The organism is Haloglomus irregulare (genome assembly GCF_007421925.1).
GTDB classification, from domain to species: Archaea; Halobacteriota; Halobacteria; order Halobacteriales; family Haloarculaceae; genus Haloglomus; species Haloglomus irregulare.
In genome coordinates this window covers 1-12,421 of record NZ_QMDX01000034.1, presented here as the reverse complement: position 1 = coordinate 12,421, position 12,421 = coordinate 1, and the positions used below count along the sequence as shown (strand labels likewise).

14 protein-coding genes are annotated in these 12,421 nt (G+C 56.5%); 4 read left to right on the top strand and 10 right to left on the bottom strand.

The window, feature by feature from the left end; translation table 11 throughout:
- The first annotated feature begins 734 nt into the window (after positions 1-734).
- A complete protein-coding gene (locus DP107_RS19120) occupies positions 735-1,523 on the top strand; it encodes an enoyl-CoA hydratase/isomerase family protein (protein ID WP_144263679.1) in 789 nt (262 codons plus the stop codon).
- A gap of 146 nt (positions 1,524-1,669) precedes the next feature.
- Here DP107_RS19120 and DP107_RS21615 read toward each other — a convergent pair whose 3' ends face one another.
- Positions 1,670-1,987 (bottom strand): carboxymuconolactone decarboxylase family protein, encoded by a 318-nt coding sequence (locus DP107_RS21615; RefSeq protein WP_394348561.1) that lies wholly within the window; start codon positions 1,985-1,987, stop codon positions 1,670-1,672.
- Positions 1,988-2,016: 29 nt separating this feature from the next.
- Positions 2,017-2,391, bottom strand: a complete 375-nt coding sequence (locus tag DP107_RS21740) for a hypothetical protein (protein ID WP_449405201.1) — start codon at positions 2,389-2,391, stop codon at positions 2,017-2,019.
- On the opposite strand from DP107_RS21740, the gene DP107_RS21735 reads away from it, so the two are divergent.
- Positions 2,287-2,709, top strand: a complete 423-nt coding sequence (locus DP107_RS21735) for a hypothetical protein (protein ID WP_338072750.1) — start codon at positions 2,287-2,289, stop codon at positions 2,707-2,709. The two genes, DP107_RS21740 and DP107_RS21735, sit on opposite strands and share 105 nt — an antisense overlap.
- A gap of 198 nt (positions 2,710-2,907) precedes the next feature.
- Here the strand turns inward: DP107_RS21735 and DP107_RS21310 are convergent, their stop codons facing one another.
- From DP107_RS21310 to DP107_RS19085, 8 genes are all read right to left on the bottom strand, one after another.
- Positions 2,908-3,528, bottom strand: coding sequence for a 3-hydroxyacyl-CoA dehydrogenase family protein (locus DP107_RS21310; RefSeq protein ID WP_338072752.1), 621 nt, complete (start codon positions 3,526-3,528; stop codon positions 2,908-2,910).
- Positions 3,529-3,633: 105 nt separating this feature from the next.
- Positions 3,634-4,053, bottom strand: a complete 420-nt coding sequence (locus DP107_RS21305; RefSeq protein ID WP_338072749.1) for a 3-hydroxyacyl-CoA dehydrogenase family protein — start codon at positions 4,051-4,053, stop codon at positions 3,634-3,636.
- An 84-nt stretch (positions 4,054-4,137) separates the two neighbouring features.
- On the bottom strand, positions 4,138-4,857 hold the full coding sequence (locus DP107_RS19110; RefSeq protein ID WP_144263678.1) for an ABC transporter ATP-binding protein: 720 nt from the start codon (positions 4,855-4,857) through the stop codon (positions 4,138-4,140).
- Positions 4,857-5,603, bottom strand: a complete 747-nt coding sequence (locus tag DP107_RS19105) for an ABC transporter ATP-binding protein (RefSeq protein WP_144263677.1) — start codon at positions 5,601-5,603, stop codon at positions 4,857-4,859. The genes DP107_RS19110 and DP107_RS19105 overlap by 1 nt, the downstream gene beginning before the upstream one ends.
- Positions 5,603-6,637: a branched-chain amino acid ABC transporter permease gene (locus DP107_RS19100; RefSeq protein ID WP_144263676.1), complete on the bottom strand. Its 1,035-nt coding sequence runs from the start codon at positions 6,635-6,637 to the stop codon at positions 5,603-5,605. Before DP107_RS19100 ends, DP107_RS19105 begins: the two co-directional genes overlap by 1 nt.
- Positions 6,634-7,560, bottom strand: a complete 927-nt coding sequence (locus DP107_RS19095; RefSeq protein ID WP_144263675.1) for a branched-chain amino acid ABC transporter permease — start codon at positions 7,558-7,560, stop codon at positions 6,634-6,636. The genes DP107_RS19100 and DP107_RS19095 overlap by 4 nt, the downstream gene beginning before the upstream one ends.
- A 6-nt stretch (positions 7,561-7,566) precedes the next feature.
- Entirely contained in the window at positions 7,567-8,925 is a 1,359-nt protein-coding gene (locus DP107_RS19090; RefSeq protein ID WP_185977411.1) for an ABC transporter substrate-binding protein, read from the bottom strand.
- Between the two features lie 99 nt (positions 8,926-9,024).
- Positions 9,025-10,713, bottom strand: a complete 1,689-nt coding sequence (locus DP107_RS19085; protein WP_144263673.1) for an acyl-CoA synthetase — start codon at positions 10,711-10,713, stop codon at positions 9,025-9,027.
- A 169-nt stretch (positions 10,714-10,882) separates the two neighbouring features.
- Between DP107_RS19085 and DP107_RS19080 the strand changes: the two genes are divergently transcribed.
- Both DP107_RS19080 and DP107_RS19075 read left to right on the top strand, forming a co-directional pair.
- On the top strand, positions 10,883-11,905 hold the full coding sequence (locus DP107_RS19080; RefSeq protein WP_185977410.1) for a zinc-binding dehydrogenase: 1,023 nt from the start codon (positions 10,883-10,885) through the stop codon (positions 11,903-11,905).
- A 59-nt stretch (positions 11,906-11,964) separates the two neighbouring features.
- The gene (locus DP107_RS19075) at positions 11,965-12,387 is read left to right on the top strand and encodes an FAS1-like dehydratase domain-containing protein (RefSeq protein WP_144263671.1); all 423 of its coding nucleotides are present in this window, start codon (positions 11,965-11,967) and stop codon (positions 12,385-12,387) included.
- Positions 12,388-12,421: the final 34 nt, after the last annotated feature.

Genomic DNA, 12,421 nt, shown 5'->3' with positions numbered 1-12,421 from the left:
ACCAATCGCTCGGCGGGCGCACGCCAGCTGAGGAGGTTCGTAACTAGACAGTGCCCTGTGTAAGGTCGTACCAAGTCATGGACAATTGTGGCAACGAATGATATTAATGTGTGGGAGTTATAAAATGGTTCGGTCGGTGTGAACCGCTTGACAATGTCCTGAGGCACCCCAGGTCAGTTTATTATCGATCGATTAACCAGAGGAATTGACATCGCGGTTCCCCCGAGTCGCGCCCAGCAACCTCGGCGAATATCGGCTGATCAGCACCGGCAGGAGTGGTTCACCGAAAACGGTTGCGTTACTACAATTGCGGGTTGTACTGCTGTGTTGAATAGCGGTTGTTGAGCACCGGTCTATCGACACCGGCTTCGAGACCACGCGGGTCATCAGCTGACGAGTCGATTCATATCTATCTTCTCCACCCAATCACCGCTATTCAACAGAGCAGGTTGTACCGCCCTATTCATCATCGTCGTCGGGTTCAGTTACGAAAATGAATCTAATGGGCATATCTGCGGGGAATATGAAGCCAGACCCGCCCTTGGTGACTCACCTCGCGAGACAGCCACGTTAGCACACCGCTATCGTAGACCGTTCCTCGGTTCCCGTTCAGGCGTGGTTTCACGGGTTCCGCCTGATTTGACCGTTATTTATAGTCATCTCTTCACCCCGACGGCCCAGGCCTAACTGGTTGGCGTGGGAATCCTTTTTATCATGCCCGCCAACCCACGGATATGGCGACTATTGGAGACGGCCATGTTCGGGTCGAATACGAGCGGCAGCGTGCAGATATCATTATCGACCGGGCCGAGAAGCGGAACGCGATGAATGAGGCGGTCGTTAACGACCTTATGACGGCTGTTGAGCGGGTCGACGAGGACGAGGAGGTCCGGGCGGTCACGCTCTTGGGCGAGGGTTCAGTATTCTGTGCCGGATTCCAGTTGGAGATGATGCATCGGAAGTCCGCGGACGAGCAAGACGCGTTCCAGCGGAAGTTCGCGACCCTGCTCGATACGATCGATGATATGACGACTCCAGTCGTTGCGGGAATCCAGGGCGCCGGTATCGCAGGCGGGTTCGAGTTGACACTGCCAGCTGACCTCCGTGTGCTCGGTGAAGACGCTCGATACGGCGTCATCGAAGTTGAGCTTGGCATCTTCCCACATCAAGGGTCGACTCAGCGACTCCCCCGACTGGTTGGCATCGGGAAGGCGAAGGAGATGATTTTGACGGCAGAATATATTGACCCTGCAGAGGCTGACCGGTGCAATCTGGTCACCGAGGTCGTCTCTAGCGAAGTGGTCGATACCCGGGCGAAGGAACTCGCGGATAATCTCACGGAGAAAGCGCCGCTTGGGATTCAGCACGCCCTCCGTGCTTTTCAGGTGACGTTCGATGTCCCGCTCAAGGATGGGCTTGAGAGGGAGCACCAGCTCGCGATGTCAGTGTATGCATCACGCGACCGGAGGGAGGGATTCGAGGCCCAACTGGAGGGGCGCGAACCATCCTTCGAAGGTCAGTAGTATGGCGATTAATGAATTAAATACACCGAGTCGAACACGGACGCGGTCCATCGGTGTTATCTGCCGTACCCCGGAATCTGTCGCGACAGCCTACTGACACCCCCTCACTCGCTTGCGAGCGCTTCCACGTCCTTGTCAGAGGGTTCCTACCCAATGAACGTGGACCGTTCAAGTGAGGCATCGAACCCCTCAAGCAACATGGCTGTCGCAATGTAGTGGCTCGCAAGCATGCTGATACCCATAGTCGCGTCGTGCTCAAAGTGTTCGGCAAGGTTCGCCTGTTGGTCGTCGGTAACACTGCCGGAGGCAAACGCTTGTACGTATTCAAGAACGGCGCGAATCCGGTGATTGAACCTGTTAATCTCATCCGCTCCCACAGCGCGCATCTCCGCCGCCGTCACCCCGGTCCCGTAGCCAATGTCGACGTGCTGCTCCCATTCGTAGCGGGACACGACATCCGGCACCCGGGTCGATGCGACACTTGTCGGATGACTCATCCAGTCGCAATCCACGTTCGGTCCACCTGGCTGTCGCATATCGGCAATGTCTCTCCGCGTGTCAGCCCCGCAGCGTAGACAGGAAGCACGTCGGTGGGTGATAAGAGAGTCATCGCCCTGAAACTCCGGGTCTCGCCGATCATGGAACGCATCGATTCTCTTGATGATGTCTTCGGTCGTCCAGAGCCGACCAAACGAGTCCGACTCCGCGCGTAATCCGGCTTCGATATCGTTCTCTCCCGCGAGCATCGCGTTTTTTCTACCTCATGAGCGCGGGGAGGGCCCCGGACAAGGTCTGCTGTCAACTCGATTACTCGCTCATCGAACTCCTCGTCCGCTACGACCTCGTTCACGAAGCCGTAGTCGTACATCGTCTCAGCATCGTACCGATTAGTGGTCAGGAGTATTTCGCGAGCTTAACGCTCTCCGACGATGTGACGGAGCCGCTGGATCCCTCCTCAGGCTGGGATGATACCGAGATCTATCTCCGGCTATCCGAACTCCGATCCTTCACTGGCGATACAGAGGTCAGCGTACGCTGCAAGTTCCATTCCGCCCCCGAGTGCGAAGCGGTTAATCCCCGCGACAATGAGCACTGTGAGATCGACAAGCCGACTGAATACGGCTTGACCTCTCTAGGAGAACCCAACCGCCTCATATGGTTCCAAATCGTCGGTCGTAAACTGTAGGTCGGCACCGGTATAAAACGAAGTGTCGTCCGCGCCGGTAATGAGAAGGGCACGGGAGTCATCGTTCGCCTCTACTAGATCTATCGCTTTGTTGAGTTCGTTCAGCAACGTGATGATGACCGGGGTGAGGTCATCGGGGCGGCTCAGCACGATACGCCCAACGCCTTTCGCAGGATGCTCCAGTTCGATCGTCTCGAACTATACCCCGCCATCCGGCTCCGCCTCCACCGACTCTGAACTCACATCCCTCGCCCAGTAGGCGAGCCGTGGTGACGGTTCGTAGCGGGATTTATGGGTCTCCTCGGCGAGTTTCTGGAGCGTCTCGTAAATGCGGTCGAACCCACGTTCGGCGGCCAGTGCCGTCAGACCGTCCGGAAAACCGGCTCCGAGAATGACCGCCTCGTCGATGTTATCGAGCGTAGATACGTCGTTGACGACCAGTTTTGCTGCCTCGTTCACTGCAACTGCCACCAGCCGGCTCGCGATTTCGTCCGTCCCGGCGTCAGCTGGGACTTCGACCTTTCCGCCATCGTCATAATGGTAGAACCCTTCGCCAGATTTCTGTCCGTAGGCCTCGTTTGAGACCTTCTCGACCAGAGTCGGGCATGGTTCGTATCCCGCCCCTATAGCCTGCTCCGTGTATCGAATCAAATCGACAGCGACATCGATCCCGATCTGATCAAGCAGTTCGAAACAGCCCATCGGCAGCCCGAGTTCGAACTTCACGGCGCTGTCAACCTCAGCGACGGTCGCGGTCTCCGTTTCGACGAGCCAGGCGGCTTCATTGACATCGGAGCGAGTACCCGGTTCACCACGAATCCCGGCGAATCCCTCCGGACGCGAATCGGCGTTTTGCCCAAGTCAGTCGCGAGTCCCTCGATAAGTTAGAGCGTCCGCTCGTCGATATGATCCCCGGAGATGATTTCAACGATTTACATCCGAACAGATAAATTGAAAAAGTGCATGCCACAGACCTGTCCGCGGTGGTCGGTCGCCTCCGAGAGGTCGGTAATCGGAAATTGTCGATGTGTTCGATGCGAACACGGTCGCTTCTGGAGCAGCGTCGTTAGCGTTGGCGAACACCCTTCGTTTTAATCCCAGATCCTCCGGGACGGCCTCAATGATGATGTCGGCGTCAGCGACTGCGGAGTCAAGCTGGCTGAACGTCTTAATCCGTTCGGCTGCGGCTGCCGCGTCTCCGGTATCCAAGACACCATTCTGTTCGAGTTTTTCTAAACTCCACTCGATTCGCTCATACCCCTCGTTCACGAGTTCGTCTGAGACATCCATCAGATATACATTATGTTCGGCCATCGTAATGAGTTCGGCGATTCCGTGTCCCATCGCGCCGGCTCCGAGGACGGCAACGGTTTCTATATTACCCAGGTTTATAAGTTCGAATAGATGTCTGCGGGGTTCAGTTCGAGGCTACCCACCGCTGACCATCCGCATCAGTTCGTCATTCGACTCGACAGTCGCCGGGTCATCGATTTCGGCGATGATTTCGCCCCGCTCGATGACGTAGAGTCGGTCAACAACACCCTTCACGTGGCTAAGTTGCGACTCAGCGATGAATAGTGACGCGCCGAGTTCGTTCCGAATGATGCTAATGCTTTTACGCAGGTCCTTTTTAATACTTGGTGCGAGCCCCTCGAAGGGTTCGTCTAAGAGTACGAGGTCGGGCTTCGAGACTAACGCCCGAGATACTGCAACCATCTGTTGCTGACCGCCCGAAAGCTTTCCTGCAGCTCTGTCAAGGAACTCGCTCATCATCGGGAAGATCTCAAGGGCCATCTCAAGCCGTTCGTCGAAATCAACCTCCAACTCGTCATCCGACCCCCATAAAGACATTTCGATGTTTTCTCGTGCCGTCAGCTTCGAAATCAACTGGCGGTCCTCGGGCGCGAACCCTATCCCGAGGCGTTTCCGGTTCGGGGTCGAACTGTCCGTTATATTCTCACCGCTGAACGTGACGGTCCCCTGGTCAAGATCACGCAGGCCCATTACGGTCCGAAACGTCGAGGTTTTGCCAGCGCCGTTGCGGCCAACGATAGCGACGCTTTCTGCTGTGCCGACGGAGAGGTCGACTTCCCGCAGAACCGGCACGCCCTCAATACGGGCCCGGACGTTCTCGAGTGTAAGGAGCATCACTCTTCACCTCTGATACGACGTTTTACTGTCTCGTCCTCAAGCACTTCTTCTGGAGGGCCGTCGATGAGCTTTCGTCCCTGGTCCATCGCGAACACACGGTCAGCGTATTCTGCGACGAGTTCCATATCGTGTTCGATGAACAGGACGGCAGAGTCGGTCGTCTCGAAATAGTTCCGGAGTCGTTTCATGATTTCATGTTTGTTTTCGGTGGCGACTCCACTCGTTGGCTCGTCGAGAATGAGCAACTCTGGCTCCATCGCGACGCTCATGCAGACGTCAAGGATTTTTTTGTCGCCATGGGGAATCGCCTCCGCACTCAGGTTCTGGCGCTCCCCGAGTCCAAACTCATTAAGAAGTTCTATCGCCTCGCTTCGGCTTTCATCCTCCCACAGGAGCAGGGAAAATAGGGAGCTATTTCGCTGTTCCCGGGAGAGAATCGCTGACCTGACGTTCTCCAAGAGTGTGAGGTCGTCACAGACCTGCGGAATCTGGAACGACCGCACGAGCCCACGGTTCGCCCTGTCATGAACCGGCGCATTCTTAAGCGGCTCCCCGCCGAAGATGATATCTCCGACCGTCGCGTTGAGTACGCCAGTGAGCAGGTTCACGAACGTCGTCTTCCCAGCTCCGTTCGGGCCGATGATACCAACGATTTCCCCGCGTTCTATCTGGAAGTCGACTTCCTCCACGGCGGTCAACTCACCGAATTGCTTCGTGAGTTCCTTCGTTTGTAGGACAGCCATCAGTCATCACCTCTAATGGACTCGGTCGCTTTCCGATAGCTTCTCTTGGCGATGCCCGCGATGCCCGCGGGCTCCAACACGATAATGAGGAACAGGGCAGCACCCATGACGAAGTGCCAGTACTCGGTGAGTTGCTGGGCCTGCGATCGAATCATAATGAACGCGCCAGCTCCCGCTATCGGGCCGACAAACGAGCCGACGCCACCCAAAACGGCCATGAACGCGAACTCTCCCGACCGGGACCAGTGGAGTACTGTGTCCGGCGTGATATGGCTGTTCAGAACCGCGTACATCACGCCACCCACCCCAGTGAATACTCCTGAGACGATTGTCGCGTACCAACGGTATTTAATCACCGGGATACCGATTGCGCGCGCTCGCTCTGGGTTGTCTCGAATCGTCTTGAGTGTAAGTCCGAACGGGGAGTTCATGAATATCCACATCAGACCGATGGAGATGAGGAACGATATCGCGATTACGTAGTAGAGGATACCTTGTAAAAAACCGCTGTATCCCCAGAGCGCGACGTAATCAACGCCCCCGACAGTCGGTGCCGAAATCGGCAGCCCATCAGTCCCACCAGTAATAGTGTACAATTTCACCATCAGGACATAGATCAGGAAACTCAGTGCGAGCATCAGCAGCGAGTAGTACACTTCAGTGTACCTGACGGAGATGTAGCCGATGACAACGGCAAGTGCAGCCGCGGTAACGATACCGATAGGAAGCAGTATGAACAGCTCCGAAATAGCCGTATACCTGAGGACGAAGCCGACAGCGTACGCAGCTCCGCCGAAGAACGCGGCGTGTCCGAACGATAGCAGTCCCGTATACCCGAGTAGTACATTAAATGCAACTGCGGCGATCGCGAATGCGAATATCTGTGCCACTAAGAAAACTTCGAATTGGCCCGTCGACGGTAGGTACGGGAAGCTCAGCGCGAGCATGACGAACGCGGCCGTCGCGAGACCAGGTAGGGTCGTGACTCGTTGCCGGATGACACCTCTTAACTCCGTTTTCGTATCTTGGCTCATGCTTTGATATCTCCGAACAGTCCGGTCGGCTTAATTAACATTACGGCAGCCATCAATATGAATACGATAGCGAGTTCCAGCTGAGGGATGTAGTATGAGCCGAACGAGCGAGTAAAGCCAATCAATAACGACGCAGCAATCGCTCCTTTTAAGCTGCCGAGTCCGCCGATTACTAGTACTGCGAACGCGAGGATGACGAACTGAAGTGCAAGCCCACTAGTCATAGACGCATTCGGAATAAATAGAGCACCACCGAGCGCGGCGAGTGTAATTCCGATAACGTACACCTGCAGGTGGACCAGACGCGTATTAATGCCGGTCACCCCGACTATTTCGTCGTCCTCGGCCATCGCGAGCGTGATCTTTCCGAGACGAGTCTCCTCAAAAAAGTAGTAGAGGACAATACCGATAACCATCGTGAGAACCGTCCCAAAGATTGGCCATAGCGGGTACGTAGAGCCCCCCAACAAGCTAATGCTCCCCAGCAGCTCCGATGGAGCAGACGCAGTCACCGGCTGACCACCCCAGATGAACTTCATTCCGTCCTCCATCATCAGAATCACTCCGAACGTCGCTAACAGCTGGTAATCGTCCTCTAGACCGTATATCGGCTTGAATATCGTCTGCTCCATTGTGAGGCCCACCATCGCGATGATAAATGGAACGATGATCAGTAGTCCGAGCACAAGGATAATGAACAGTCCACTGGTGCCGAGCGTATCGCCGAACACGCCGACAATCTGGGTGACGACTGTCGAGGCCACATAAGCCCCCAGCACCAAGAACGCGGCATGTGCGAGGTTCAGGAAGTTGAGCATCCCATAAATAATCGACAGGCCGGTGCCCAGCAGGAACAACACTGATGCTAAGAACAGCGCGTTGAGAACCAGCGGAATCTGCTGTGTTATCAGTTCGATAACCATCTTATCTCAGATGTTGCCGAGCCACTCTTCGGTGGTCTGCTCAACAGGCGGGTTCACTTGCTCCTTGGCGATCCAGATTGAATCAGTTAGTGCGAGGTTCTCGCCGCTGCTATCGGAGAGGCCCCAGAACGACGGCTCGATGGCGTTGTGACTTCCCTCGGGGATGTTGAGGAACCCGCTCGGCGTATCGAACCCGAGCCCTTCGAGTGATTTAACTAGCGCATCGTTGTCGGGGTACACGCCGCTCGCATTGAACGCGTTTTCGATGGCGTTCACGTACGCGTAGATTCCCTGCCAGGCGTGGAACGCACCGTGGGCGTATGGGCTCTCACCGTACCGGGATTCGAAGCTGGAGACGAAGTTATCGTGGAGTGAGTTCCATCCAAAGCCACCATACGGGACGTGCGGTCCGCGAGCGCCGAAGAGAAGTCCGTCCGGAACTTGGTCCGGAGCATCTCGGAAAATATGAGTCCCACCACTGAAGCAGGGAAGTGTATCGTCGAACAGCCCACGGTCGTTGGCCTGGGTCATGAAGTTCACTAAGTCCCCCCCCCACAGGCTGGAGAAAATGAAATCGGGGTTGGAGTCGTTCAGTGCCGAGACAGTCGAGCTGAAATCCTCGTTGCCGAACGGGGGGAACCGCGCTTCCACAATATCGACATCGATATCGAACGCCTCGACTGCCTGGCTGAACAGGTTCCAGTTGTTCCGTCCGTATGCGTAATCCTGATTGACCCCAGCGACCGTCTCAATATCGGTCAGCGCGTTCTCCAGCACTAGAGCGGCGCCGACGGCGTCGGTTGAACTGCTTGCACAGGTTCGGAACAGGTACTGGGGGTCCGTCACGGCGTCATCGAACAGTTCGGTGGTGCCTGTGTCCCAGATAATCGTTGGCTGCTGGAGCTCCTCTGCGATTGGCCCCACAGTCAGTGCATTCGCGCTGGAGACGAACCCGATTATAATATCGTAGTCGTCCTGCGTCGCAAGCCTTCGATATAATTGTGCCACCTCCTCGGTGTTCTCGTCGTATTCGTCGAGCGAGATTTCACGCTCACCGAGAATGCCACCTGCCTCGTTGATTTTGTCAACGACCATTCGGGCACTTTGCATCATAGGTGTACCGAAGACGGATGCCGACCCGGATGTAAACGCCACTGTCGCCATTTCGAGGGGTTCAGTAGGGATGTCACCACCTGCTTCAACCGAGCTATCGTCGCCATCACCAGCAGGATTGTTACATCCGGCAAAAGAGGCCGCGATTGTCGCGGCACCAGCCCCTTTCAAGAACGTTCGGCGGTCAACGCGGGACTCTGCGGGAGGGACGCCACGCTTTACAATGTCACCGTCTGGTCTGATTGATGTCACACTCCGTGATAGCATGATATGTTAATAAATATTTTGGAGGAATACGCATTACTACTCGATACTCGCCGACATTGCTCTCTGGGACGCGACCCGGTGCATCTACTTCATTATTCCCTCCCGCTCCTCAAGTGACGACCGTCGGACTTTCCCGGAACTGGTCTTTGGGAGTTCGCCGACGAATTCGATCTGTCGAGGGTACTCGTACTCCGCGAGCCGGTCACGAACGTCCTCACGGAGTCGGGATTTGAGCGTCGCGTCCGGATTATACTCCGCGGCGAGGACCACGAACGCCTTCGGAACCTCGCCCCGTTCGTCATCGGGAATTCCGATGACGCCGGCGTCCGCAACCGCCTCGTGACGCGCCAGCGCTTCTTCGATTTCGACCGGCCCTATACGATACCCCGCGGAAATAATAACGGTGTCCTTCCGACTGTGGAACTCGATATACCCATCTTCATCCATCGATCCAAGATCCTCGGTTAGTAACCATCCGTTCTGGACCTTCGACCGAGTCTTGCCTGGCTTGTTCCAGTACTCTTTGAAACATACTGGGTTCCCCTCGTATCGTACGGCTATTTCTCCGGTTTCCCCACGTTCGACCGTACTCTCAGCTGTCCGAGGGTCGACGATCTCGATCTCGTGACCTGGGGCACGAGGGCCGATTTTTTGCTCACGGGTCTCCAGCATCTGTGAGCAGTCTCCAGCGATCATGTTGGCTTCCGTCTGGCCGTACGCTTCATGCACGGCGGCCCCGTCGAACACTTCCTCTGCCCAGTCGACGATGCTCTGTCCAAGCGATTCGCCACCGCTCGGAACGCACCGGACACTGGAGACGTCCCACCGGCCCGGGTCCTTGAGTTGTTCCATCATTCGAAGCGCAGTCGGTGGTGCGAAGTAGTTCGTTACGTCGTACCGTTCGATAATGCGCATCGCGGTTTCCGGATTGAACTTTTTATCCGCAGTGTGCGCGACTATCGGAAGCCCATAATATAGTGTCGGAAAAACGACATCGAAGAGCGTCGCTACCCACGCCCATTCCGACGGCGTCCAGAACACATCGGAGTCGTGTAACTCGAGATTGCAGAACCCCGTGATGACGAGAGGGAGGTTCCCGAGCAGGACGCGATGTGCGTGGAGTACCCCTTTTGGGTCACCCGTCGTTCCTGAGGTGTAGATGATAATTGCATCGTCCTCTGCACTGGTCTCTACGGTTTCGAACGTGGTACTGTTCGTGGTGAGCACTTCGTCGAGCGGGTGCTCATCGCGCTCAGAGGTGACTTCCCCGACCGTCACAATCGTATCGAGCGAGACCACGTCCCCGGCCACGTCGCGAACCGTGTTGACATTGGATTCATCGACGAAGCATGCAGCAACTCCGGCATCATCGAGCCGGTACCGGACGGCGTCGGTCCCGAAGAGTGTGCTCAGTGGGACAGAGACGGCGCCTAGTTTCCACGCCGCAACGTGAGCGATGACCGTCTCCGGGCGCTGTCGCATGTTGATGCCGACACGGTCGCCGCGCTTGACACCCTGATTTCGAAGATGGTTCGCGGCCGCGCAAGCGTGCTCGTGTATATCCATGAACGTGTACGTTTCATAGTGCTCCGATCTGTCGCCAGCATATATCGCATCGCGGGCATCATCCGTGGCTGCCCAACGATCACAGATGTACCGTGCCATATTGAACGACTCCGGGATTTCCCACTCAAACTCATCAAGCAAAGCGCCGTAATCATCCCATTCTTTTTCGTAGAAGTGGTATGCATCAAGCCGTGATATCTCCGACATACGATACCTATTGACAACGGACACTATATCAGTTGTGCTGCCGGTGCCTCAAGACGGGCTGATGCGAGCGATTACGCGAAGCCTGGGCAGTACGAGATTACGCCCCGCTGAGAGTGTTGACCTCGGGGAAATTGTAAAGTGTCCTCTAGAGGATTACTTACATACCGCTATGCGAGCCTCAGTTATTACAGAAACCGGTGGATTAGACGTGATCTCTGTTGAGGAGGTCCCGGCTCCGGAGATCGATGGCGATGACGTTCTGGTTGAGGTGGAAGCCAGTGCCGTCAATCACACGGATGTCTGGATACGACGCGGCTACGAGGGTGAACCACCCATAATCACTGGCATCGACGTCGCAGGCGAAATCGCCGATGTCGGTGAGAGCGTCGACGAGTTCGATGCTGGCGACCGCGTCGTGCTCTATCCGAACACGACATACTGTGGCACATGTGAGTTCTGTAACCGCGGCGAAATCACGATGTGTCACGATTACGGGGGCCTTGGAGTCAAGACCGATGGCGGTCACGCTGAATATGTCACTATCGAGGCAAAGTACGCGGAAGCGATTCCGGACGACGTATCCTGCGAGGCCGCAGCCGCAGTTCCGTCCAACTTCGGAACGGCGTGGCGCGGCCTGATTACGCGCGCTGATGTCGGTCCGAGTGATGACGTTCTCGTACTCGGGGCGAGCGGCGGTGTCGGCCACGGTGCCGTCCAGATCGCTGCTCACGTCGGGGCGACGGTGTATGCGGCGACCTCCTCGGAGAGGAAAGCCGAGAAGCTTCGTGAACTCGGTGTGGATCACGTCATCGACTACACAGAGAGGGACATCGATGAAGCCATCTCGAATCTTACCGGCCGCCGAGGTGTCGATGTCGTGTTCGAGTCGATTGGCGGCGAGATGTACCAGCAAGCGGTGCGGAGTCTCGTCCGAGGAGGGCGACTAGTAACGATTGGCGCAACAGAAGGTGACGCCAACCAGGGAATGCTCCGACACGTGTTCTGGAAGCAGTTAGAAGTCATCGGGGCAACCGGCGCAACGATGGGTGAGTTCGAGGATATGCTCGGGGCCTTCTTTGCGGGGGATATCGACCCAGTTATCGACCAGGTCATCGGACTCGATGACATCCCTGATTCGCACGAACGCCTCGCTGATGGCGCAGGGTTCGGGAAGATAATTGTTCAGCCATGATATGTCGGAGCGAACGATAACCAGACTGGAGCCGCGTATCGGCGACTTGATACAGTCGGTTGAGGGGGTTTAGAATCGAAGAGGGGAAACTGGCGGAGTTCGCCGCGACAGTTGGTGACAACGATCCGATCTACTGCAGTCCCGAGGTGGCCACTGAGAGGGGGTACGACCGCCGTCCAGCCCCACCGACGTTCACCCGAACGGCCATGTTCTCACGCTACCGTCCCGAGGACGCACACCGGCTCGGTCTGAATATCGGATTCGACATTCGGTACGAACTGCACGGCGAGCAGGCCTACCGGTTCACGCGGCCGGTGTACGTTGGCGACACTCTTTCCGCGACTACCACGCTAATCAACGCCTATGAGCGCGAGGGGCGACACGGCGGCGTGATGACGTTCGCTGTACTGGAGACGGAGTTCGCCGACGAAGGCGGAAAACCGGTGATCGCGGAGCGACAGGTGACATCCTCCGCGCCGTAAACGGCGCGGCTTCCCCTCACCGCCGGAAGGCGGA